The organism is Rahnella sp. WP5 (assembly GCF_000745615.1).
Classification (GTDB): Bacteria; Pseudomonadota; Gammaproteobacteria; order Enterobacterales; family Enterobacteriaceae; genus Rahnella; species Rahnella aceris.
In genome coordinates this window covers 67,581-91,042 of the sequence record NZ_KN050720.1, presented here as the reverse complement: position 1 = coordinate 91,042, position 23,462 = coordinate 67,581, and the positions used below count along the sequence as shown (strand labels likewise).

Below are 23,462 nucleotides of genomic sequence, written 5' to 3'. Positions count from 1 at the left end.
AACAAGTAAATTCTTGTTTAATTGGTGGGGGATCGGATAGGTTAGTTATCCACTCACTTCACTACGGGGCGAAAACATGCCTATTTTGCATACAGAGCATGGCGATATCGATTATCAGGATATCGGTACGGGTGACACAACGCTGTTCCTTATGCCAGGCTGGTGCCAGCCAAAAACTGTCTTCAATGACTTCTCTGAACTGGCCGCTGCTTTTTTCCGTGTTGTCATTATTGACTGGCGTGGTCATGGAAAATCATCGACCGATGGCAAGGATTTTGGCGGTGCGGCGTTATTAACAGACGCTTTGACACTCATTGACCATCTCGGTCTGACCCGCGTAGTACCGGTTTCCGTTGCACATGCCAGCTGGATAGCGGTTGATTTGGCCGAAAGTTTGAAAGAACGTGTGCCTGCGGTGATATTCCTTGACTGGATCATGAATCAGCCTGCAACGGCGTTTTTCACTTCAATCAACGAGATGCAGCATGAAGATCGCTGGCAGTTTGCACGGAACCAGCTGTACGAATTTTGGCTGGCGGGAAGCGAGTCACCCACCATGATCCATCATTTCAAAACCGAAATGTCTGAATCCAGCTACCAGTTGTGGCGACTTGCAGGGCAGGTGATCGCCGATGCCTATCAGACATACGGTTCGCCACTCCAGCGCCTTGAAAAACTCAAAAATCCACCGAAGGCTACCCATATCTATTCCCTCGACAGAAACGACGAATACCTTGCTTTACAACAGCGTTTCGCTATGGCGCATGATTTTTTTGAGGTGAAACGTTTGGAGAATGCCAGAACTCACCTGGCCGTGCTTGAAAGGCCGGGAGATGTATTGGCAGGGATTTTGGAATCAATATAAATCTTTAATCGTTCAGCCAGCGGGGGGCCGGTGCCGTTTTAATCCAGTTGCACTGCCTTTCCGCAAAGCCTATGCGGAAAGGCAGATCACCTCATTAATTTAAAATAATATTCTTCATCGGCGGGATATACCCATAATCAAACACGCGTTCTACAAATGAACGGTTTCCGGTAAGGACAATTTTTACAGTAGGAGCCTCTGTCCCGCCAATACGATAATTACCGTCGGTGGTCGGAACGTTATCAATAAAAGATGTCACCAGGCCATTGGGCATTACGCAGTGCGAGTAAGTCTGGAAGGGCTGAGAAGGTGGATTACCTAATACCAAACCGGAGCCGTTCATCGGAGAATAAGGGCCGGTAAGGCGATCACTCAGGAAACCGTACACACCATCAGGCCCCGTCAGACCCTCCGCATAGGTAAACTTATGACTGATCGTGAACAGGTAATATTTTCCATCCTGGAAGACAAAATGAGGGCGTTCGGTTTGATCATTGACGCCGACAGCGGTCACCAGAGGAGGGAGAATTTCCCATTCATCTCCTGAAAGATCTTTGGCGACGGCCATACCAATACAGCCCGCCTGGTATCTTGCATTGCCCACATCACGATGGTCCGGCGGAAGGGTACCCATTTCCTGTTTGCCAATGACGTGAGAACCCCGCTCACCCGCCACGTTACCTTCAAACACCATGTAGAGTTTACCGTCATGAGGATCGATAAACGGGCTTGGATCCCTGAAGTTCCAGTATGGATTCTGGCTTTCAGTCTGGTAATACACGCCGTCGGCTGAAAATAATGATTTAACCTCGTTGAAACCGGCCAGTGTTACGCCTTCTTCTGAGGTCAGCACTTTGCCTCTCACTTTTGCAATGGTCGCACCTGGCGTGACACAGGTATAATAAAGATCAATGTCGCCGTCTTCATTGAGCAAAATTGGCGTCCCTGCCCATTCGCGGGTCGTAGGGGAAACACCTTCAGCCATCACACGGCCACCAAAAATCCAATCCTTACCCGTACGGGAATACCAGTAACAAATTTTGGCGCGCCCGTGGCGATTATTCCAGTCACTGGTAATATCATAATTTCCGTCTGCATCGAGATATTCTGAATTATTGTTATTACGCTGCGCTGTCAGCGTGAAAATAACGGACCATCCGTCGACAGAAACCACCGTGCCGTCTAATGACCGAAGCGGCATCGTATCCCAAATGAATACTTCATCACTCATAACCGGAAAATCGGCGCTAACAACAGGCTGTGTGGTGGTCGGGTCATTTTCGTTGACCTTCAGAGCATCAGCACGTGTCCAGATTGTCGGTTTATAATTTAAATTTGTCATGCAAATATCCTTTAATTAAATAGATGTTAATACTGTTTGACGTTTGAAGTCGTGAGAATATTGGCATGATCAAAAAAGGCATGCACTCAATGAGTGTTGTGCCATTATTTATACATTATTTATATAAAACCCCGGGATATGTATTTGCGGGAAGACAATTGCATCGTTGATGACCTGTTATTTGTTAATCCTGAAGAAATTCATTAATAGTGAAAATAATGCGCTATTTTAAACTTTGATTAATTACTCTTATTTCGAGCCAGAAATAAACATTACAACCTTCACAGCCGGTCAGAGGCTCAACGGGAGGATTGAATATGATGGCGCCGGATACGCTGTTTACGGCAGGCCACAAGTGCGGTGAGAGCCAGCAATAAAACTGAAGAGCCCAGTACCGGCTGGCTGAAACCAAACTCTGCACTCATGAAGTTGGCAAAAACAGCCGCGCTGCCTATCTGCATAAAACCAATCATTCCGGAGGCCGTGGCGGCATGGCCATGCCCGCTGCTGATTGCCCCGGATATTGCCAGTGAAAGGCTGGAGCCGTTTGCCAGACTGACCAGGCACATAGGAAGCAAAATAGATAAAATCCCTTTTTCTGCCGTAAACACTACTGCGGCATAAGCCAGACCACCCAGCACAAAACACATGATGCCGGCAGTAACAATGCGATCATATTGCCAGAAGTTTAAAAGCCGTTTCGTTAACACATTGGCACTGATAATACCTGCCGTTAAGGGAATATAGAGCCATCCTCGCGTCTCCTCACTCATCCCGAGCTGCGCAAATAAAAAAGGAGACTGAGTCAGATAAATAAACCATGCACTGTAGATGCAACAGACGATAAGCGTATAACGCCGGAACCCCGTATCGCTGCAAATTACCCTAAATCCTGAAAACGGCGAGGCCGGAGCAGAGATATTTTCAGGTCGCGTCTCGCGCATGAAAATGATCATCAGCATGGTAGCCATGCCGAAAATGGCGACGAAAATGAAATCCGTATGCCATCCAAATGTGGCGGCGAGATGTCCCCCTATCATCGGTGCTATTGCAGGTGACAATGAGACCAGCGGATAGATGACCGAGTAGACCCTGGCAGAAATGGCTTTATTACAGGTATCCGCGATCAGCGTGCGACCAATGACGAGGCCAGCCGCTGCACCTGCCCCTTGCAGCAGGCGAAAGAGCAGAAAAGAAGAATAGCTTTCAGCAACGGCACATCCCAGCGATCCGCCAATGTAAATCGCAATGCCAGCGAGCAGTACGGGTTTTCGTCCAAAGCGATCTGCAAGCGGACCGTAAAAAAGCTGGCATATGGCCAGTGCCAGTAAATAGGCTGAAATGGTCTGAGATATCTGCGATGGATCCACCGCAAATTCGCGTGCCATATCTGGCATCGCCGGAAGATAAATATCGGACGCGATGAGACCGAACGCGCTCAGCATAGCAACGGTAATAATAAAAGAGAGTCGAGGCATAAAATTCCCGGTGTTGAAAAGGGTTATCAGCAGAAGAAGTACGTAGCTTAACGGCTGTTTCATCCTGCTTAAATGCATTATCATGCAGGCAATACCTGCAAAAATGCAGCATGAGGAACGATGAACTGGGATGATGTCCGGATTTTCCTGGCGGTATACCGCGCAGGTACTTTACGCAGCGCGGCTGAGCAGCTTTCAGTTGATCAGACTACCGTAGGCCGCAGACTCAATACGCTTGAAAAATTATTGGGGAGTAAACTATTTTTAAAAAGCCGTCAGGGCTGGGTTCTGACCGCTGGCGGGCGAAAAATACTCTCACTTGCAGAAGAGATTGAGCGCCTGACGGTCAGCTTTGAACGTCGCGGCTCCGGGGATGATGACCGGCTTGAAGGAGAAGTGCATGTGACTGCCACTGACTCGCTGGCCATTGATTTTGTTTTACCGGCAATCGAGCGCGTACAGCATAACTTTCCCAATATTCGGGTAAATCTGACCACCACCACACGCCTGCTGGATATCGGCCGACGCGAAGCGGATATAGCGGTACGCACCATTCGGCCAGAACAGCCCGATTTGATTACCCGTAAACTGGCCTCCAGAGAGGTGGGACTTTTTGCGACGCATAAGTATATCGACAGGTTTGGCATACCAGAACCCGGCAAAGGCTTTGACGGGCACCGTATCGCGCTTTACCAGTCAGGCATTACGCGCTCTCAGGATGGACTGCTGGCAGGAGAACCGAGACATAAAGGGCGCGTAGTGGCAGAGCTGGACTCCAGCATGATGTTAGCAACGTTTATTCGCGCAGGGCTGGCCCTGGGTGAGCTGCCCGATTATCTTGCGAAAATGTACCCGGAACTTATCCGCCTGTGGCCAGAAAGAACGCGTAAAAGCCCTTATGAGGTCTGGCTGGTTATGCATCAGGATCTGTCGCACACCGCAAGAGTCAGGGCAGTGATGAATACCCTTGCTGAAGAGTTCGACCGTTATTAAAGTAAGTTTGATATGTTAAGTCATTCCAATTTATTGCTGGTTTAAGGTTTCTGCATGAACATCAATACACGAATCGCCCACCCGGTAGATGCCAGCCTGTTGCGCAGGCTGGCTTTCAATATATATCCGGCGCACTTCAGACATATGTGGTTGTCAGAGCGCGAAATGAATACGTATCTGGAAAGTGAATTCTCTTTGTCCGCACTCAATGACGGACTAAGGGATCCAAAAGTTTGCTGGTTTCTGGCGCAAAACGATAAACCGGTTGGATTTGCCAAACTCACGTGGGTCAATACGATTCCGGGAACGGCTATTTCTGGGGTATCGCTTGACCGGCTTTATCTTGCACCGGAAGCGACGGGTAAACACTTTGGAAAAGAGATATTTAAAGAAATCGTTACAGCTGCGCAAAAGCAAGATAAGAAATTTTTGTGGCTTTCGGTGAGAGAGAAAAACGATCGCGCTCGTAAATTCTATGAAGCTTCAGGCATGCGACACATAACTGATACTGAATTCAGAACGGAATCACAGATAAGTAAGTTGCACATCATGGGCATGGAAATTTAGACGCCATATGTCGGCCTGCCACTGGCTAACATAACAAGACCTGGTCATCTCTTCGCTCATCGTTGCCTGAAGGCCAGCGGGCTTTTCTATGCCTTGTGGCGTAAGGCATCAGCGACCAGTGAAAATGCGGGTGAGGGTTGCTTACGGCTGGGATAATACAGGTAATAGCCGGGAAATGGCTGGCACCACGGTTCAAGCACGCGTATCAGGCGCCCCTCCTCAATATGTGATTCAAACTCTTCTTCCGGCAGAAAAGCGATGCCAAGCCCGGCTAATGCCGCGTCCACCATGTGTGCTGTCGTATTAAACGTCAGTTGCCCGGTAACCCGGACATTTACCGGGCCTTCTTCATTGTCGAACTCCCAGACGTAAAGTCCCCCTGACGTCGCTTGCCGCATATTAATGCAGTTGTGCTGGAGAAGGTCGTGTGGCGTCTGCGGCATCGTATGGGTAGCAAAATACTCAGGCGATGCGACCGCAGCCATTTGCAACTTCGGGCTAATCGGTATTGCTATCATATCCTTATCGATGGTGTCACCCAGACGGACACCCGCGTCAAACCTGTCGGCGACGATGTTGCGAAAACCGTGGTTAGCATCAAACTCCAGTCTGATATCCGGATAGTGTTTCAGCAGAGGCGATAATTTGGGCAACAGTATGGTTTTCAGAACATGGGGGCCGCAGGTGATGCGAACAGTTCCTGCGGGTTTATCACGCATCTCAGTCAGCATGTCTAACTCGGCGAGTATGCCATCAACATGATCGCCTATGGTCAGTAGCAACCGTTCTCCGGCAGAGGTCGGCGATACGCTACGGGTTGTACGCGTCAGCAGGCGAATTTGCATATCCTCTTCAAGTGCTGAAATCGCCTGGCTCAGTGCGGATTGGGTGACGCCCAGCTTGGCAGCGGCGCGGGTGAAGCTGCTTTCACGGGCAACCGTAATAAAATAAAGAAGATCGTTCAGGTTGCGTTTCATAAAGTCCTTCCCGCCTTATTAATAAGTAGTGCTTATAAGCCCATTCAGTATCCATTAGCTAGTAATGATGCACACCGCGTGTAAAATTTTCAACAAGAGCTTATTCCGCGAGGGAAGATTAACGCTCTTATTTTTTCATCTTTATTTCACGTTTTATTTTTTTACGTTATTTCTGCGAATAGCGTTCAGCGGGTGTGCAAATAACCCTGGATTATTGGGAATTACTATTTATGTCCGCATTGCCGAGTCATACAAAACGTCAAAAAGAGCACGCTTACTGGAGCGGGGTTTTCGCGATGACGTTATGCGTCTTTGCGCTCATCGCTTCGGAATTTATGCCTGTGAGCTTGCTGACGCCGATATCAGCCGATTTAGGTGTCAGCGAGGGACGCGTGGGGCAGGGGATCGCGATTTCCGGTCTGTTTGCGGTACTGACCAGTCTCTCCATTTCTGTGCTGGCCGGAACACTCAACCGCAAGGTATTGCTGCTGAGCATGACGTTGTTGATGGCCGTTTCCGGTGCAATTATCGCGCTGGCACCCGGTTATCTGATTTACATGGTGGGCCGCGCATTAATTGGTATCGCGATTGGAGGATTCTGGTCACTTTCTGCCGCTACGGCTATTCGCCTGGTTCCGGCGCATCGGGTTCCCCGTGCACTGGCTATTTTTAACGGCGGTAACGCGCTGGCAACCGTTATAGCCGCTCCGCTGGGGAGTTATCTCGGGTCTGTCATCGGCTGGCGCGGGGCGTTCTTTTGCATCGTTCCGGTGGCGGTCATTGCCTTTATATGGCAGTGGTTCAGCCTGCCTGCAATGACCACGGAGAAAGCCGATAAGAGGACTGCCAATGTTTTTCGTCTTTTTGCTAACCCGCTTGTGGCCGCTGGCCTTACCGCCTGCGGATTGTTCTTTATGGGGCAGTTTTCCTTATTCACCTATTTGCGCCCGTTCCTCGAGACAGTCACGCAGGTAAATATCACCACGCTGTCGCTCATTTTGCTGACCATCGGTATGGCGGGCTTTATCGGCACCCTGGTGATTGGCACGTTTTTGAAGACCGCCTTTTATCCCACTCTTATCACCATTCCCTTGCTGATGGCTGCAATCTCCGGGGCGCTGATCGCTTTTGGAAACAGTGTATGGATCGTTGCGCCGTTGCTGGGGTTGTGGGGATTAATCGCCACGGCGGCCCCCACCGGATGGTGGACATGGATTGCCAGAACCCTGCCGGAAGATGCGGAGGCGGGCGGAGGTCTTATGGTTGCCATCGTGCAACTGTCAATCGCCATGGGCTCCACTCTCGGGGGTTTTGCCTTTGACCATAGTGGCTATCAAAGCACTTTTCTCATCAGTGCCATTTTACTCGTCATCGCGGCTGCCCTGGCTTTATTAACGTCACGTAAAGATATCCATCCAACCCACTGAGGATTCATCAATGAAAGTATTTACCCTGATGTTAGGGCTGTTAATCAGCTCATTTGCTGCGACAGGAGCCGATATGTCTAACGGAGCCGATAACTTTTACCAAAGCGATAAGGTCACCCGGCAAAAAGTGACCTTTAAAAACCAGTATCAAATGAAAGTCGTCGGTAATTTGTTTATACCGAAAGGGATGAAGCAAGACGTGCAGCATCCCGCTATTGTCATTGGTCATCCGATGGGGGCGGTGAAAGAACAAAGCTCAAATTTATATGCCCAGAAACTGGCGGAACAAGGGTTCGTGACGCTGGCGATTGATCTTTCCTTCTGGGGGGAGAGTGACGGCAAACCCGGTCATCTGATTTCCCCTGAAATCTATGCGGATGACTTTAGTGCTGCAGTCGATTATCTCAGCACTCAGCCTTATGTTGATCCGCAGAGAATTGGTGCACTGGGTATCTGTGGTAGCGGCAGCTTCGTTATCAGTGCTGCCAAAATTGACCCGAGAATGAAGGCCATTGCCACCGTCAGCATGTATGACATGGGGTCTGTGTTCCGTAATGGTCTTAATCATTCCGTGACGCCTGAACAGCGCAAAGCGTTTATTAAGTCTGCTACAGAACAACGGCTGGTCGAGTTTAAAGGCGGCGATATTGCCTATATCCCCGGAACCGTGAACAAGCTTGATGATTCAACCTCTGCGGTTCAGCGGGAATTCTTCGATTTCTATCGCACACCACGGGGGGGTTATACGCCACAGGGCGAGAAAGAAGAGCTGACAACAAAACCGATGCTGAGCAGCATAGGGAAGTTTATGAACTTCTATCCGTTCAATGATATCGAAACGATTTCTCCGCGCCCGATGCTTTTCATCACCGGCGACCAGGCGCATTCAAAGGAATTCAGCGAAGATGCTTACAAACGTGCCGGACAGCCGAAAGAGTTGTATATCGTCCCGGGTGCTGGCCATGTCGATTTGTACGACCGTACCGATTTGATCCCTTTCGCCAAGCTGGCGTCATTCTTTAAAACTCACCTCAGTTAAACGCCAAAGCCACATCCTGCCGGGTGTGGCTGCTCTTCCGGAGGTCATGTGAAATATTTACTCACGAGCCTGTTATGGGTGTGCGCTTTTGCAAGCCATGCCGACACCACACAGCGTAAGGATAACGTCATGAAGGCGAGAATGATCATTAATGGTCAACCATTTGAAGTCAGAATTCACGACAATCCGGCGGCTAAATCCTTTGTTAATACCTTACCGTTGCAACTCGAAATGACGGAGTTAAATGGTAACGAGAAATTTGCCGAACTGCCTCATAGCTTGCCTTCCAGCCCGGTGCGGCCGGGGACCCTTCATGCCGGTGATCTCATGTTGTACGGAACGCAAACGTTGGTTTTATTCTATGCCTCATTTGACTCTTCATATCGCTACACCCCCATCGGGAACGTTGTAAATCCCGGGACACTCCCCGCGATGGGGGATACAGATAAAATAGAGGTAGAGTTCAGCAGACAGTAATACAACGATATTGATATCGCAGGAAGTTTCTGCATGCACGCTTTGCCGTCGTCTATTGAGAAACAGAGCGTAGCGGTGCCCCCGCGCGCAGTCCCGCCATCACCATGTCTATGAGCCAGGTTAAAGGGAACGCAAATTCCTTTGCCAGATCGCATAAGCCCCGGTCAATGAATGCGTCAATCAGCGCGTTACCCACAGTGAGGGTCTTCCACTCTCTGAATTGAAGCCGGCGTTTGTGGGGGAGTTCATGTTGATGGGAGGGAAGGGGTTGGGCGTATTGACTGTCAACCGGAAGGCACGAGCCGTATTTTTATGAAAAAAGCATTATAGAATGCGTAAAGGCTCCGTCATCTCAGGCAGTAATTGTTCGATTACAGTGATAATGCTTCTGACCCTCTGCGGGATAAAGCGGGCGTCCGGGTAGACCGCATAGAGGAAGCGATCAGGTAACCGGTAGGCGGGTAAGACCGGAACCAGCGTACCGGCTTGCAAAGCCCTGGCCGCGAGCGGTAGCTGCATGCCACCGATACCCATGCCTGACTCTATCGCCTGTAACAGCGCTTCACTGGTATTAGCCCGGAACACGGTATTAACTTTGATGTCGATAGTTTCACTATCAGAAACTAACCGTAGTGGTGCCTCCGGCGCGATGCCGCTGAATCGCACATGTGGATGTGCCGCCAGCTCACTCACAGAATGAACCGGTTTAAAACCGGGGGCGGCAAAAAGCGCCGTTTCAATACGTGCCAGCACGCGCGCCGCATGCGTTTGCGGAGGCTCACGGGTCAAGCGCAGCGCGACATCCACCCCTTCAGTGACAAGATCGGCGATGCGGTCATCAAGTGAAAGCGTAAGGTGCAATCCTGAGTTCATTTTCTGAAGCGTCAGCAGATGGGGTAAAAAGAGCTGGCCCAGCCCGCTCGGCAACTGCACATGAACCCTGCCATGCCAGTGGTGATCGGCAGGGTTCAGACGCCTTTCTGCTTCCCGCATGGCCTCCAGCAAAAGCTGCATATCACGCCGGTAACTTTCTCCCTGCTCAGTAAGCGCCATCACACGCGTTGTACGATGCAGCAATACCACACCGAGCTCCTCCTCAAGTGCGGCAATCTGCTGACTGACCGCAGATTGCTTCATACCGCTCTGGCGGGCGGCTGCAGAAAAAGAGCCTGCTTGTGCTACGCGCAGAAAGGTGGCAATGGCATTGAGCTTATTATTCATTTAATGATTCTGCTTATAAGTGCCATCAGTTTCATGGGATATGTGTGAAAAAAATAATATATCACACTGTATCTGTCACCTTCTCTGGAGAAACACCATGAATAAGACGCAGCAACAAAAGGTCGCGCTGGTCGCCGGCGCCAGCGGTATTGTCGGCAGCCAGCTTGTCAAAACACTTCTGCAAAATGAGTGGGAGGTTATCGGGCTGAGCCGCAATGCATTATCTCACCCTGATAATATTCAGGTTGTAAACGTCGATTTACTGGATGCGCAAAACAGCGCGCAGGCACTGCAACCACTCAGCCGCATCACCCATATTTTTTACAGCGCCTGGGTGAACGCCGCGAACTGGACAGAAATGGTTGAACCGAACGTCACCATGTTGCGCAATCTGGTCAGTAACATTGAGAAAATGGCACCCCTCCAGATTGTAAGCCTGATGCAAGGATACAAAGTTTATGGCGCACATCTTGGACCGTTCAAAACCCCGGCGCGTGAAAGCGATCCCGCCATACCCGGTGCAGAATTTAACGTGGCTCAGCTCACATGGCTCAGCCATTTTCAGCGTGGGAAAACGTGGCACTGGAATGCAAACAGGCCGGGTGTGGTTGGCAGCGCGGTGCCCGGCAATGCCATGAATCTTGCAATGAGCATCGCACTGTATGCGTCGCTGTGTAAGGCTCAGGATTTACCTCTCCGCTTTCCCGGTTCAGAACAAACCTGGCATAGCATCGTTGATCATACTGACGCCGGGTTGCTGGCAGAGGCGACATTGTGGGCTGCAACCTCGCCTGCGGCAGAGAACCAGGCTTTCAACGTGAATAACGGTGACATCTGGCGCTGGAGCGAGCTCTGGCCGCATATCGCGCGCTGGTTTGAGCTGGAATACGCACCGCCGGTCCGGCTGTCATTTCATCAGTTGTTTAAGGACTACCGCACGACATGGCGTGAACTTGCCGGGCAGCGGCTGATGGAAACTGACATTTTACAGCTGAACGACGGGAGTTTTGCAGATTTTGTGTTTGGTTGGGATTACGACATGTTTGGTGATGGCAGCAAGCTGCGCCGGGCAGGCTTTACCCGTATGCAGGCCACCCACGAAATGTTTTTCAGCCTGTTCACGCAACTGAGAGCGGCACGCATTATCCCCTGACAAAGCACCGGGCAGCATATTTCAGATTAAGCTGCCTATCGCTCCTGCCAGAGGCTCTACGAATTCGTCATAATGACGATCAACAATTTCCGGAAGACGTACACCCTCAGTCAAAGACAAGCGCAGCATTTGCTGGATTTTTTTGTCCTTTGATATTTTCTCAAAGGCAAAGAGAAGCCGCTGACGCAGGCGTTCAGCGCAAGTGCCTTTGAATGAGTCAGACATGCTCAACACATCACGGTAGGGTTGGGAATGGTGATGAGCCATCGCTATGCTAACGGTGCGACGGACTACCTGAATGTGCTGGATGCGCAACGGACATTATTCTCTGCGCAACAGTCTCTGATTCAGAGCAGACTTTCGCAGCAAAACAGTCTTATTACCCTTTACAAGGCCTTGGGAGGAGGGTAGGAGCGTGGAGCTGTAGACTAGCGGACCCTGCCATGTACGGCTGTTTACGTGCAGGCTAAGTTTATTGCGCACTTCGCCTGCATATTCATAAGTCCGGATCAAACGGACTTAATGGGTTCCAATGCATTAAAATCATGAACGAAGTTTTTCAATAATCTTTCGAATTCAACGCGGTCATTGTCCGGCCAGCTATTGAAGATGTCGTTATAAATGAGTGCTCGCGTGTGATCGATTTTATCGGTCATCATTTTTCCTTCAGGCGTAACGACCGCTTCGTTAATTCGCTTATCTTTAACATTTCTCTGTCGATGGGTTAGGCCCATTTGCCCGAGTTTAGTTACCTGACGGCTTACCGTCGTATAATCCCGCCCCACCCGATCAGCGAGTTCTCCTACACCTATAGGGCCAAAGCGGCCTATCAGGACCAGCAGTGGAAATAATGCACGGTCAATATTAATACCGGAGTTTTTTATCATTATTTCATCACGTTGCGGCCGATTGAAAGCACCGACGATAGCCAGCAACGTATCATGTAAATCATCAAAATAATCGGATTTATGTGTATTTTGCACTCTTTTCATTGACGGCATCCGGGAGTGGGAATAATGTGTGCATTGTACACATATATTTCTTGAGCTAAAGGTGAACTTAATGAAAGCAGCACTTGTTAATGGCAAAGGCGAAACGCCGATTTACGGTGATTTCATGGACCCTCAGGGAGATGAGCAGCATATAGTGGTTAACGTTAAAGCCGCTGCAATCAGTCAACTGGCCAAGTCGCGGGCCGCAGGAACACACTACAGTTCAGCAATGGAATATCCGTTTATACCCGGAATTGATGGCGCAGGTTATCTGACTAACGGAGACCCGGTCTTTTTTTTCGCATTGAGCTCCCCTTTTGGCAGTATGGCTGAGATGACCCTGGTTACGCCTAAAAGTATTGTGCCGCTCCCGGCAACACTTGATCTCTCAATGGCAGCCGCCATTGGTAATCCCGGAATGTCATCCTGGACAGCATTAACGCGCAGGGCGCAGCTGCGAAAAGGGGAAACTGTTCTCATCAATGGCGCGACAGGCACCTCCGGCGGTCTGGCGGTGCGTATCGCTCGTCACCTGGGCGCGGGGAAAATCATCGCGACTGGGCGTAATACTGAAGTCCTGGCGAAACTCCGTACTCAGGGGGCTGATATCACGCTTACGCTGGATGAATTATCGCATGAACTCCCGGCACTCATGGAACAGGGTGTTGATGTCGTTTTGGATTATCTCTGGGGGGAGAGTGCGCTTGATATTATGAAGTCTGCCGCTGCCGGAGGTGCCAGATTGGTGCGTTTTGTGCAGATCGGCTCATTAAGTGGACAAGAAATATCATTACATAGCAAATTACTACGCTCATCAGGACTGACCCTGATGGGGAGCGGACTTGGCAGCGTATCTGATGCTGAACTGGTCGCTTCGGTTGGTGAACTATTACAAGCTGCTGCTTTGAGTGATTTCTCAGTCCCATTTCGTATTCGGCCATTAAGCGAAGTGAATGATGCCTGGAATGAAGATGACAGCCGTTGCCGTACTGTTTTCAATATCTGATGTTAAACAAATGCAGTCTGGTCCTTAGCGGGTTTCTCAGAAATGGTATGGAAAAATCATAAAGTTACCTAAATGCTAATGCATGGAATCTGTGGCTGTCTTCGGAAATTTCACACTCACTGATTGCATCAAAGCCATAAAGGCATAGTACCGGAGCATGAAAAGCAAGAAGCCCGCTGAGTTTCCTAAGCGGGCTTCTTAAATTTGGCTCCTTTGACTGGATCACCTTTGCCATGAGCTGGCTAATAAATAAACTAAATTTGAACTCTTATCCTGTCAAAACCACCAAAAGACTGAGGTAACATCGCACCTCTCATATTTATCAACGGCTTAACCGGTACTTTGAGGGATCCGAAATTTCACAGACCTCCGGGTGGTCGGCCAGTTATTGCTCCTGACCTTAACGGCTACGGCGCACGCAGCGATATACCTGTTTAGCGCTTCAAACGGATGTGGACCTTTAACAGGTTATGTCGTCAGCTATTTTTTGGTTTTCATCATTAAAAAATCAATCAGCGCTTTGACTCGTTTTGCCTTGCCGGTGTTTTTTAAGTAGTAGAGATAAACCGGTGGATAGGTTTTCCAGTAAGGCATCATCACCGGGATAAACCGCTCTTTATCGGGCTGCAATTCATACACCGGCTCAAACAATCTGCCAATTCCAAGACCGCTGCGTATGCCATCAGCCATGACATCAATATCATTGCTGATGAGCTGCCCTGGCATCTCAACGGTTAATTGCTCACCTTTATCTTCCAGCATCAGAGGGAGGAGGCGGTTATTGGTAATAAAGCGGTAGCCGATGAGTTGATGCTGATGCAAGTCCGCTGGCAGTTTGGGCGTACCGTGTTCCGCGAGATAGGCCGCAGAAGCATACAAACCTTCACGAAACGGTTTCATCAACGGGCGGGCCACAACACTCTCTTCAAGGATATCCCCAAAACGAATGCCCAAATCAAAACGCTCATCAACCATGTTCACGGTTCCGTCATAAACGGATATCTCAAGCTGTATTCCGGGGTAGCTCTGGCAAAACTCTGCCATAAAGGGCTTCAGGATAAGCAGGTAGGCAAAGCGTGACAGCGTAATTCTGACCAGCCCGGAGGGTTCCTGATTCAGGTCTTTGATGCTTTCCACCGCACTTTCCAGTGACGCCACAGCCCGCGATGTCTGTTGCAACAATTGTTCCCCGGCATCCGTCAGCTCAATGCGCCGGGTGGTGCGCACAAAAAGCGGGTGACCAATATGCTGCTCAAGCAGTTTTAGCGCTTTGCTGACCGAAGGTGGCGTTATCTCAAGTTTCCTGGCCGCAGCAGTGATGCTGCCTTCACGGGCGATGCTCTGGAAAATACGGATTTGGTTGTAAATGACATTGTTCATGGCGACATCCAGCAGAGGAAACAAAGTTAGATTATTAGCTATTGGCTAAGAGTGTATGAGCTATTGCTGCTCTAAAAAACAGAATCAGGGTTGGTTATACTCACTTACAGTAAAACAAACCCCTGTTAAAGAAGCCAAAAATGCAAAATGTACTGATTATTTCAGGTCATCCGAATCTTAGTGAATCCATTGGTAACGCCACTATCCTGGATGAAGTCGCAAAAGCGTTGCCCGAAGCTGAAATTCGCTGTCTTGATGCTCTGTATCCTGACTACCGGATCGACGTGGCACAGGAACAGGAAGCCTTACTCAACGCCGATGTGATTGTCTGGCAGTTTCCTTTTTCCTGGTATTCAGTGCCGGGCTTAATGAAGTTATGGATTGATCAGGTATTAGTTCACGGCTTTGCCCATGGCTCAACCGCGAAACTGGGTGGCAAAAAGCTGATCATTTCCTTTACCGCCGGAGCACCAGAGGGCCTGTATTCCCCTGAAGGTTTGTTCGGTCACGACATTCAGCAATACATCACACCGTTTGAAACCACAGCACTGCTGTGCAATCTGGATTGGCAGGAGCCGGTTTACACCTTTGGCATCAGCTATGCAGGACGTGATGAAGCTAAAGTCCTGGAACAGAAAACACTGGCAAAAGTTCATGCCGCGCGTCTGATTACCGCGATTAAAGAAACTACCCTTGCTTTAAAAATGGCTGTGTAAAGGAGAAGAGGGAAAATGTATCTCATCAATATTACGGTGAATGGCGATATTACGGCTGTTCAGCATGAGGCGCTTTTCACGCGCCATGTCAGTTGGTTTCAGCAGTATTTCAATGCAGGCAAGTTTGTTCTCATCGGTCCCTATTCCGATCGCGAAAGAGCAGGGGTGATTATTGCTCAGACTGAAAGCCGGGAAGAGCTGGACGCTATTCTGAGCGAAGACGCCTATCACCCCAATCTCGCTGAATATGAGATTCGTGAATTCATCCCGAAAATGGTGGGAAGCTGGCAATAACAGACGTCGCAATTTTCATTAAATAACGTGGCAGGGAGATGATTATGCAGTATGTAAACCTGGGGCGAAGTGGCCTGAATGTCTCACGACTGTGTCTGGGATGCATGAGTTACGGCGAACCGGAACGCCTTCCTCAGCCGTGGTCGCTTGATGAAAGTGCTTCGCGACCGTTGATTCGCCAGGCACTTGAAACGGGTCAAAAGCGTAGAATTGATGTGGCCCCGCAATTTCTGGCAGATAAAAAGATTGTGCAAAGCGATAACACGATAAATCACTTTGTCATCGTTGATGTGAAATCAGAGTTTGGGCAGGCTTTTCGCCATGTCGTTTTGCCCGAAATGGCACAGTCCATTAAGCTGGAGGAGGGGGTTCTGGCCATGTACGCCGCTATCGATAAAGCGAACCCTAACCGCTGGTATTTCTATGAAATATACGCCAGCGAAGAAGCTTATCAGGCCCATCGTATAACCCCCCATTTTAAAGAATACATTGAGCAGACAGCAGAAATGACGACTTATAAAAAAGCCATAGCAATTAAACCTGGTTTGCTGATGAATAAAGGCGGTCTGAAATATGAAATTGAGTGAATAACTGCTCTGCCCGGCAAGCAGGGCTGAAAAAAATTAATTCAATTCTGAAGTTCACAGGATTCATCTATCAGATGAAAGATTGCCTGAGCGTTAAGGATTGTCAATCCAGGTTCGCATTCCGCCTTCCCTGCGTTTCGCCGGAGTATCAGGTATCAGGGGATTGCTGGCTGCTTCGGCATATCGATGCTGATGTTATGTAGTCGCCCAACATTACAATCAGTAAAGTGTGTTTTTCAATCGCTCCGGCAAGGCCTCGTCGTAAGCCAAACCATCAATTTCTGACTGTGAAATCATACTCAGGATACTTCCTGTGCTGGGCAGAGCCTGCCTGTCAATTTGTGCGGCAGGATCCCAGAGTTTTGAGCGAATGATCGCTCTGCTACACTGGAAAAAAACGCTTTCCACTGAAATGCGCAACACCGTTTTAGGGGGGTGATTATTGATTGCGAATTTATCCAGCAAAGCCGGGTCTTTACGTATTTCAGCTGTCCCACTTATACGCAAAGTTTCGCCAATGCCGGGAATTAAAAAGAGCAGCGCAACCCGATTGTCATTTAATATATTGCGTAGACTATCAATGCGGTTATTACCCCGGCGGTCTGGCAAGAATAAAGTTTTAGCATCCTCGATGTAAATGAAGCCTGCAGGATCCCCTCTTGGCGATACATCCAGACCATCAGGTCCCGATGTTGCAAGCGCCACGAATGTTGATGCCTCAATAAAGGGGCGGTAGGCAGGATGAATATGGTCTGTCACCTTCGTTAAAGAAGGTTTTGCTACCGCACCGTAAAGTTGCTCAAGCTCATTACTATCAGTAATTAGCATTTTTTCATCAGCCATCTCATTCACTTCCATTGATTTCAAAACACAATGCATGCTGATATTTATAGCAGATGCTTTTTTATTTGTTCATTTTTATGGCTAATAAGTATTTATTTTCCAGGAGTAGCGTCAGCTCTTCGCTCAGAGCCGACGTTTCCAACGTAGCGGGCCGGTTAGTGCCAAAATCGGACATCCAATAGCTCTTATAAGCACACTTTTTCCAGTGCTATCTAACATGAATGTTTATTATTGCACGGCCATCGCCAGTCGAATCCCAACTGCAGTAAAGGCCAGCGCTACACCCCAACGAATGCCGGTCATCACCCTGTGATTTCCTAATACACTATGACTAACAGCCGAAGCAAAAATGCCATACAGAGAAAACACAGCAAAAGTCATGGCCGCAAAAATTGCAGAAAGAATCAACATGCTCTGTGTGGGGTGTACATCCCTGGTGGCGATAAACTGCGGAAGAAATGCCAGGAAAAATAGCGAAAGCTTGGGATTAAGAAGATTGGCAACCACAGCCTGCTGTATCAAGGCGCGATGAGATAACGCTAACCCGGGGCAGCCAGCGGATAAAAGTGTCTTATCCCGAAGCGTTTGCCACGCCATAAACAGCAGGTAAGTCACACCGGTATACAGGGATTTTTGCCCGCCGCTGTCCATCAAACCAATGCCGAACGGGTCGTGAGTATGCCGCCCAAAAGAGATATCGCTGTTGGCGTTTACCGCCTCGATACCCGCTACAGTAAGGGGAATAAGCTGAATGGTATGTTGGCGCATGATGTCAGCGTTTTTCCTGTCGCATCTGGTCGTGTTGCTCGAGTTCATAATCGATAAACGCACCGATCATTGTCCGGTAGACCTTTTCGATAATCACTTCGGGCAGTCCTGCTTCAGTGGCCTGTTGACATACCTTGTCGATGACCTGTTGGACGCGGTCTGGCGCGCGAACGGCTGAGTGGTCAATTTTGAAAGCTGCTGCAGCTTTAACACATTCGCTGCGTTGCGCGATCATCTTAACCAGTTCGCGATCAATCTGATCGATTCGATTTCTAACATCTTCAATTGACAAAAAATTCATCTTCAATCCATCTGACTAGTACGTGAGTTCATGAGCTTACATAAAATTTCGATTAAATACAGTTTTGAACCTGAAAGGTTCTGGCTGAGAGGACGATATATAAAGTAAAACTTATCCAGAAGCTCGCTGCTATTGGCATGGTGATGAATTTGTGAGGCTTAACGTGGGATGTTTTCCGTTTGCTATGCGGATCCCTTAAACTACACCGTGCAGGTCACAACCCGTGAGTCAGAACCCTTGCCGGAATGTTCATCAGTGTCTGTTCATCTGAAGGAAATAAGATGCTTTTGCCAGATTTGAGCTTTACAAAAACCCTGTATCACTCGTCATTTCAGGAATGAGTCGTCCGTTGTTTATTTCTCTGGATGGGCCCAAGGGGGTCGGCAAAACCACACTGTTGGAGGCCATGACGAAAGTACTCAGGGCTGACAACAAGAAGGTGGTCCGGCTTTGCGAGAAAAAAAGCGATCCTTACAGGAGGGAAACAATGGCCCTCGTGAACAGGCTCGCCAGAAATCCCTCCCGGGATTTGGAGCGGGAGGTTTGTGAGCGCTTTGCTGATAGCCGTGCATGGATTTCCCGGCATGTGCTGACTAAACAGCCACCGGACAGCATTATCTTGATGGATCGTTGGTACCCGTCGGAAGCCGCGTTTCGCCGGATGGTTCCATTTGCAGAGATTTTACAGCTTAACATTGAACGAAATGTGAGAATGCCAGACCTGCATGTCGGGGTGGTTACCGCGCCTGATATTTCATGGGCGAGGGCCGCAGCCCGACCGCGTGGGCTAAGTAGTACTGTGATTCATAAGCTGGAAGATCATGTCGCCTGTACCCAGGCGTTCGAGCGGGAAGTTGCAGATCACGGCTGGGTTTTATGCCGTAATGAAGGAATGATCGAAGACGCAACCATGCAGGTTATTTCTGAGATCTACAGAGTGCCCGGATGCCCATAGTCATCGGTTTTGCGGGCAGACTCATTGAACCGGCGCTGCGACTGACTCTATCTTACTCATCGCGACGCGAGGCCTTTAGCACGTCGGTTTGTTTTTCTTTTCGTTCGACTTTGCCAATCCCCTCTGAGGAGCCCGACATGATCACCTTTCATCAACTCACCGCCACCAGTCTGGATGGCCAGCTCATCTCTATGGCCGACTATGCGGGTAAGCTGGTTCTGGTGGTGAATACCGCCAGCCATTGTGGCTTCACGCCACAGTACGCAGGCCTTGAAGCGCTCTACAAGAAGTACGCTGCACAGGGTCTGGTGGTGCTTGGTTTTCCCTGCAACCAGTTCGGTAAGCAGGAACCCGGCGGCGCCGACGAAATCGCGCAGACCTGCCACATCAACTATGGTGTGAGCTTCCCGATATTCGAAAAAGTGGAGGTCAACGGCGCTGCTACGCACCCGGTGTTTAGGTATCTGAAAAACGAATTGCCCGGTGTGCTCGGTGGGCGGGTCAAGTGGAACTTCACTAAGTTCCTGATCGGACGCGACGGCAAACCGCTCAAGCGTTTTGCACCGTTCACCACCCCGGAGAAAATGGAAACCGTAATACTTGCTGCACTTGAAATCTAAATGTTCGCGTAATTTGAATCGTCCACCTTTATTTTGTGATATTCACCCTGTTGCACATAACCAATATGATCTGCCATCAATTGCGCTTCTTGCTCACTGTGCGTCACCAGAAGTGCCGTTTGCCCGGCTTCACGCAGAATATCGCGCACCTCGCCGCCGAGTCGCTCGCGCGTTTTTTTATCCAGACTGGAAAAGGGCTCATCCAGCAATAGGATCTCTGGATTCGGTGCCAGCGCGCGAGCCAACGCAATGCGCTGTTGTTGCCCGCCGGAGAGTTCGTGGGGATAGCGGCTGGCATGGCTATGCAATTCCACCAGTCTTAACAGCGCCGTCACTCTGGCTTGCTGCTCCTCACGCGGTATCCTGCGCAGGCCAAACGCAACATTCTGTTGAGCTGTCAGGTGTGGGAATAACGCATATTCCTGAAAGACCATGCCGACATGACGTTTTTCTGGCGGCAGATGAAGACCTGGCCCGGCAACGCGATGCTGTGAAACATAGATCTCACCGCTTTGCAGCCGTTCAAACCCGGCAACGGCACGCAGCACCGTGGTTTTCCCGCAACCCGAGGCTCCCAATAAGCAAGCAAGCTCCCCCTCACGTACTGACATTGAAAATCCTTTCAATACCGGTTGCTGGCCGTTGTCATAAGCCACATGCACATCCTGAAGGCGTAACGCAATTTCTGACATGGTGGTTCCTTTAGCCGTGGCGAGTCATCTGATGACGCACCAGCAATATAACCGGCAGCGTGCCTGCGAGAACAATCATTAAGGCGGCAATGGCCCCTTCTTCATAGGTTCCACGAGCTGCTTCTGCATAGAGTAACGTTGCCAGCGTCTCGAAGTTTACCGGGCGTAAAAGCAAGGTTGTCGGCAGTTCTTTCATCGCGTCGGCAAAGACTAATAATGCGCTGCTAACCAGCGCGGGGCGCAGCAACGGGAAGTGAACCCGCACGAAAGTCCCCGCACCATTTTCCCCCAACAAACGCGACGCTTGTTCCAGCGAAAGAGGGATACGGCCAAGCCCGGAATCCAGTGCACCGATGGCAATGGCCTGGAAGCGCATCGCGCAGCAGATAACCAGCAAGATACCGGCGGACATCAGCGGTAAGCCGCGAATATCCATTAAATCTGCCAACCATTTGTCTGCTGCCATTGCCGGAGTGAGAAAACCAATCGCCAGAATGGTGCCAGGCACCGCATAGCCTAAGGACGCAAGGCGCATTACGCCGCGACGAAAGCCCGACATCGTGTTATCTGCGGCACTGTGCCTCGCGCTCCAGGCCACCAGTAAACTGACGCAAACCACCACCAGAGTGGTGCCTGCCGCCAGCGACAGCGTATTTTGTAAGGCTGAAAGCAACGAAGGGGAGAGGGGATTTTCTTCACCTAAACGCTTTGCGCTTTCCCAGACTAAAAATACAACCGGTGCGAGGAACCCCAGAATAACCGGTAACGCAATAACCGAGCTGAGCAGCCATCCACGCCAGCCGCGTACTCTGGTAGGTTGAATCTCTCGCAAGCTGCGGCTGCTAAGGCCTTGTTTTCTGCGACCATAAAATTCCAGCGTCAGAATGCAGAAAATAAACATCAGCATCATGCAGGCGATTTGCGCGGCACCGGCAAGATCGGAACGTGAAATCCAGGTGGTGTAGACGGTGACGGTTAACGTTTGTACGCCAAGAAATTCAGATGCGCCGATATCATTGAGCGTTTCCAGTAGTGCCAGGCTGATACCGACAGCCAGCGCCGGGCGAGCCATCGGCAGGGCAACACGAAAGAAAACACCGGCAGCGCTGCAACCCAGGGTGCGAGCGGCTTCCAGCAAATGCGCAGGTTGGCTGATGAACATCGCACGGGTCGTCAGATAAACGTAAGGATACAGCACTAAGCCGAGCAGAATAATGGCGCCGGGCAGGGAGCGTAAATCCGGTAAACGGAACTGCCGCGGACTGTCGAAGCCCAGCAAAAAACGAATGAATGTTTGTAGCGGGCCAAGGGGATGCAGCAGGTCAAGCCAGGCAAAGGCCACAATATAAGTCGGCATGGCTAGCGGCAGCAGTAACGCCCAACTAAGTATTTTGCGTCCGGGGAAATCCCATGCTGTGACCGCCCACGCGCTGCCGACGCCAGTCACCCCCACGATCACGGCGACACCTGCCAGCAAAAGCCCGGTATTTTTCAACACCGAAGGCAGCACAAAAGTAATGAGATTATCCCAGTGCGAGAAATCAGCCTGCGTCGCCTGCCAGATTAGCGCAACGATAGGTGTGAGTACGCCAAGCGCAATACCTAGCGCGGCAAGATGCAGCGGCGTTAATAATGACTGCGGCCCGGAAACCAGGCCGCGTAACGTCGGAAGACGAAGTGATTTATTGATCGAATCCAACTTTATCTACCAGCAGGCTCGCTTGTTTACGGTATTTCACCATCTCGGTTAACGGGATTTTATCGACATCGATTTCACCGATGGTGGCGGTGATCACCGGATCAAGCGCCACACCTTTCAGCACCGGGTATTCAAAGTTCGCTTTGGCGTATTGTTGCTGGGCGGGTGCGGAAACCAGATATTCCATCAGTTTTACGGCATCAGCTTTGTTCGGCGCATAACGAGCCACTGCAGCACCACTGATATTCACGTGCGTGCCGCCTTGTTCAAAGGTAGGTTTCACCACTTTAATGGCATCGCCCCACTTACGCGCATCGGTGCCTTCTTTGGCGTTTTTCATATGGCCGATATAGTAAGAGTTTGCGAGGCCAATATCGCAAATACCGCCGAGGATATCGCGGGCAACGTCACGATCGCCGCCAGTCGCTTTACGTGCCAGATTAGCCTTCACACCACGCAGCCACTCTTCGGTTTTCGCTTCACCGTGGTGGGCAATCATGGCGGCAATCAGTCCGGTATTGTAAGGATGCTGGCCGGAGCGAATACATACTTTGCCTTTGTATTCCGGGCTGGAAAGCTGTTCGTAATGCCAGTTATCCATCGCCAGCGATTTCTCGGCGTAAAGCACGCGAGCGCGCATCGAAAGCGCAAACCACTGATTATCTGCTCCTCGCAAGTTTGCCGGAATAGCCGTCTTAAGCGTTTGTGACTCCACAGGCTGTGTCACACCTGCTTCCACTAAATCAATGAGATTTCCTGCATCTACCGTCATTAGCAGGTCGGCAGGGGAGTTCTGGCCTTCCGCTTTAACACGTTCGAGCATGCCATCCTTGATGTAAACCGTATTGACTTTTATGCCGCTCGATTGTGTCCAGCTATCCAGCAATGGCTGGATCAGACCGGGTTCGCGAGTGGTATAAAGCGTCAAAGTATCTTGGGCGAAAGCCGGAAGGCTGACGGAGAAAACCAGAGCCGATGCAAGCGTGATACGGCGCAGTCCGGTGCGAGGCAAAGCATTCATCGTTGATATCCCAGAGTAATTGAAACTAATTGTGACCCGGGCAGGACAA

General features: G+C 50.0%; 26 protein-coding genes and 2 pseudogenes. 15 read left to right on the top strand and 13 right to left on the bottom strand.

Features of this window, described 5'->3' with window-relative positions; all coding sequences use genetic code 11:
* The first annotated feature begins 76 nt into the window (after positions 1-76).
* Positions 77-865, top strand: a complete 789-nt coding sequence (locus EX31_RS17695; protein WP_037035914.1) for an alpha/beta fold hydrolase — start codon at positions 77-79, stop codon at positions 863-865.
* Between the two features lie 94 nt (positions 866-959).
* Here the strand turns inward: EX31_RS17695 and sacB are convergent, their stop codons facing one another.
* Both sacB and EX31_RS17685 read right to left on the bottom strand, forming a co-directional pair.
* Entirely contained in the window at positions 960-2,207 is a 1,248-nt protein-coding gene (gene sacB / locus EX31_RS17690; RefSeq protein ID WP_037035912.1) for a levansucrase, read from the bottom strand.
* A 299-nt stretch (positions 2,208-2,506) separates the two neighbouring features.
* Positions 2,507-3,769 carry a multidrug effflux MFS transporter gene (locus EX31_RS17685; protein ID WP_037035910.1) on the bottom strand — a complete coding sequence of 421 codons (1,263 nt, stop codon included), beginning with the start codon at positions 3,767-3,769 and terminating at the stop codon, positions 2,507-2,509.
* 36 nt (positions 3,770-3,805) lie between these two features.
* Here EX31_RS17685 and EX31_RS17680 point away from each other — a divergent pair, with 36 nt between their 5' ends.
* Positions 3,806-4,678, top strand: a complete 873-nt coding sequence (locus EX31_RS17680; RefSeq protein WP_037035909.1) for a LysR family transcriptional regulator — start codon at positions 3,806-3,808, stop codon at positions 4,676-4,678.
* Between the two features lie 54 nt (positions 4,679-4,732).
* Complete coding sequence (locus EX31_RS17675; protein ID WP_037035907.1) at positions 4,733-5,245, top strand: GNAT family N-acetyltransferase; 513 nt, start codon at positions 4,733-4,735, stop codon at positions 5,243-5,245.
* An 86-nt stretch (positions 5,246-5,331) separates the two neighbouring features.
* Here EX31_RS17675 and EX31_RS17670 read toward each other — a convergent pair whose 3' ends face one another.
* Positions 5,332-6,222 carry a LysR family transcriptional regulator gene (locus EX31_RS17670; protein WP_037035906.1) on the bottom strand — a complete coding sequence of 297 codons (891 nt, stop codon included), beginning with the start codon at positions 6,220-6,222 and terminating at the stop codon, positions 5,332-5,334.
* A 230-nt stretch (positions 6,223-6,452) separates the two neighbouring features.
* Here EX31_RS17670 and EX31_RS17665 point away from each other — a divergent pair, with 230 nt between their 5' ends.
* From EX31_RS17665 to EX31_RS17655, 3 genes are read left to right on the top strand one after another with little or no spacing between them, the layout of a single operon-like run.
* Positions 6,453-7,649 carry an MFS transporter gene (locus EX31_RS17665; protein WP_037035905.1) on the top strand — a complete coding sequence of 399 codons (1,197 nt, stop codon included), beginning with the start codon at positions 6,453-6,455 and terminating at the stop codon, positions 7,647-7,649.
* Between the two features lie 10 nt (positions 7,650-7,659).
* Positions 7,660-8,688 carry an alpha/beta hydrolase gene (locus EX31_RS17660; protein ID WP_037035902.1) on the top strand — a complete coding sequence of 343 codons (1,029 nt, stop codon included), beginning with the start codon at positions 7,660-7,662 and terminating at the stop codon, positions 8,686-8,688.
* Between the two features lie 48 nt (positions 8,689-8,736).
* Complete coding sequence (locus EX31_RS17655; protein ID WP_231576077.1) at positions 8,737-9,165, top strand: cyclophilin-like fold protein; 429 nt, start codon at positions 8,737-8,739, stop codon at positions 9,163-9,165.
* A gap of 324 nt (positions 9,166-9,489) precedes the next feature.
* Here the strand turns inward: EX31_RS17655 and EX31_RS17650 are convergent, their stop codons facing one another.
* On the bottom strand, positions 9,490-10,386 hold the full coding sequence (locus tag EX31_RS17650) for a LysR family transcriptional regulator (protein WP_037035898.1): 897 nt from the start codon (positions 10,384-10,386) through the stop codon (positions 9,490-9,492).
* Between the two features lie 97 nt (positions 10,387-10,483).
* On the opposite strand from EX31_RS17650, the gene EX31_RS17645 reads away from it, so the two are divergent.
* On the top strand, positions 10,484-11,539 hold the full coding sequence (locus tag EX31_RS17645) for an SDR family oxidoreductase (protein ID WP_037035896.1): 1,056 nt from the start codon (positions 10,484-10,486) through the stop codon (positions 11,537-11,539).
* Positions 11,540-11,560: 21 nt separating this feature from the next.
* On the opposite strand, the gene EX31_RS17640 is transcribed toward EX31_RS17645, so the two are convergent.
* Positions 11,561-11,764, bottom strand: coding sequence for a hypothetical protein (locus tag EX31_RS17640; RefSeq protein ID WP_015689645.1), 204 nt, complete (start codon positions 11,762-11,764; stop codon positions 11,561-11,563).
* A 42-nt stretch (positions 11,765-11,806) separates the two neighbouring features.
* Between EX31_RS17640 and EX31_RS25530 the strand changes: the two are divergent.
* Positions 11,807-11,950: pseudogene (locus EX31_RS25530) on the top strand (TolC family protein); the annotation flags it as partial.
* Between the two features lie 98 nt (positions 11,951-12,048).
* On the opposite strand, the gene EX31_RS17635 reads toward EX31_RS25530, so the two are convergent.
* Positions 12,049-12,531: a MarR family winged helix-turn-helix transcriptional regulator gene (locus EX31_RS17635; protein WP_037035894.1), complete on the bottom strand. Its 483-nt coding sequence runs from the start codon at positions 12,529-12,531 to the stop codon at positions 12,049-12,051.
* A 70-nt stretch (positions 12,532-12,601) separates the two neighbouring features.
* Here EX31_RS17635 and EX31_RS17630 point away from each other — a divergent pair, with 70 nt between their 5' ends.
* Positions 12,602-13,537 (top strand): quinone oxidoreductase family protein, encoded by a 936-nt coding sequence (locus tag EX31_RS17630; RefSeq protein ID WP_013574958.1) that lies wholly within the window; start codon positions 12,602-12,604, stop codon positions 13,535-13,537.
* A 480-nt stretch (positions 13,538-14,017) separates the two neighbouring features.
* Here EX31_RS17630 and EX31_RS17625 read toward each other — a convergent pair whose 3' ends face one another.
* The gene (locus tag EX31_RS17625) at positions 14,018-14,917 is read right to left on the bottom strand and encodes a LysR family transcriptional regulator (RefSeq protein WP_037035893.1); all 900 of its coding nucleotides are present in this window, start codon (positions 14,915-14,917) and stop codon (positions 14,018-14,020) included.
* Between the two features lie 140 nt (positions 14,918-15,057).
* Here EX31_RS17625 and EX31_RS17620 point away from each other — a divergent pair, with 140 nt between their 5' ends.
* The 4 genes and pseudogenes from EX31_RS17620 (at position 15,058) to EX31_RS26435 (ending at position 16,514) form a co-directional block, all read left to right on the top strand.
* Entirely contained in the window at positions 15,058-15,633 is a 576-nt protein-coding gene (locus EX31_RS17620) for an NAD(P)H-dependent oxidoreductase (RefSeq protein ID WP_037035891.1), read from the top strand.
* 15 nt (positions 15,634-15,648) lie between these two features.
* Positions 15,649-15,927: a YciI family protein gene (locus EX31_RS17615; RefSeq protein WP_037035890.1), complete on the top strand. Its 279-nt coding sequence runs from the start codon at positions 15,649-15,651 to the stop codon at positions 15,925-15,927.
* 44 nt (positions 15,928-15,971) lie between these two features.
* Positions 15,972-16,124: pseudogene (locus tag EX31_RS26440) on the top strand (antibiotic biosynthesis monooxygenase); the annotation flags it as partial.
* Positions 16,125-16,142: 18 nt separating this feature from the next.
* A complete protein-coding gene (locus EX31_RS26435) occupies positions 16,143-16,514 on the top strand; it encodes a putative quinol monooxygenase (protein WP_255347874.1) in 372 nt (123 codons plus the stop codon).
* A gap of 219 nt (positions 16,515-16,733) precedes the next feature.
* Here EX31_RS26435 and EX31_RS17605 read toward each other — a convergent pair whose 3' ends face one another.
* The 3 genes from EX31_RS17605 to EX31_RS17595 all read right to left on the bottom strand — a co-directional run bounded on the left by EX31_RS17605 (position 16,734) and on the right by EX31_RS17595 (position 18,426).
* Positions 16,734-17,357, bottom strand: coding sequence for a pyridoxamine 5'-phosphate oxidase family protein (locus EX31_RS17605; protein WP_037035888.1), 624 nt, complete (start codon positions 17,355-17,357; stop codon positions 16,734-16,736).
* 228 nt (positions 17,358-17,585) lie between these two features.
* Positions 17,586-18,125 carry a LysE family translocator gene (locus tag EX31_RS17600; RefSeq protein WP_037035887.1) on the bottom strand — a complete coding sequence of 180 codons (540 nt, stop codon included), beginning with the start codon at positions 18,123-18,125 and terminating at the stop codon, positions 17,586-17,588.
* A 4-nt stretch (positions 18,126-18,129) separates the two neighbouring features.
* Positions 18,130-18,426, bottom strand: a complete 297-nt coding sequence (locus EX31_RS17595) for a chorismate mutase (protein ID WP_037035886.1) — start codon at positions 18,424-18,426, stop codon at positions 18,130-18,132.
* 337 nt (positions 18,427-18,763) lie between these two features.
* Here EX31_RS17595 and EX31_RS17590 point away from each other — a divergent pair, with 337 nt between their 5' ends.
* Positions 18,764-19,381 (top strand): dTMP kinase, encoded by a 618-nt coding sequence (locus EX31_RS17590; RefSeq protein WP_037035885.1) that lies wholly within the window; start codon positions 18,764-18,766, stop codon positions 19,379-19,381.
* A 137-nt stretch (positions 19,382-19,518) separates the two neighbouring features.
* Positions 19,519-20,001 carry a glutathione peroxidase gene (locus EX31_RS17585; RefSeq protein ID WP_037035884.1) on the top strand — a complete coding sequence of 161 codons (483 nt, stop codon included), beginning with the start codon at positions 19,519-19,521 and terminating at the stop codon, positions 19,999-20,001.
* Here EX31_RS17585 and EX31_RS17580 read toward each other — a convergent pair.
* Genes EX31_RS17580 through EX31_RS17570 form a run of 3 tightly spaced genes read right to left on the bottom strand, consistent with a single transcriptional unit; the run spans position 19,998 to position 23,413 of the window.
* Positions 19,998-20,693 (bottom strand): ABC transporter ATP-binding protein, encoded by a 696-nt coding sequence (locus EX31_RS17580; protein ID WP_015689650.1) that lies wholly within the window; start codon positions 20,691-20,693, stop codon positions 19,998-20,000. The genes EX31_RS17585 and EX31_RS17580 overlap by 4 nt on opposite strands.
* 10 nt (positions 20,694-20,703) lie before the next feature.
* Positions 20,704-22,392, bottom strand: a complete 1,689-nt coding sequence (locus tag EX31_RS17575) for an ABC transporter permease (protein WP_037035883.1) — start codon at positions 22,390-22,392, stop codon at positions 20,704-20,706.
* A complete protein-coding gene (locus tag EX31_RS17570) occupies positions 22,376-23,413 on the bottom strand; it encodes an extracellular solute-binding protein (RefSeq protein WP_013574971.1) in 1,038 nt (345 codons plus the stop codon). Before EX31_RS17570 ends, EX31_RS17575 begins: the two co-directional genes overlap by 17 nt.
* Positions 23,414-23,462: the final 49 nt, after the last annotated feature.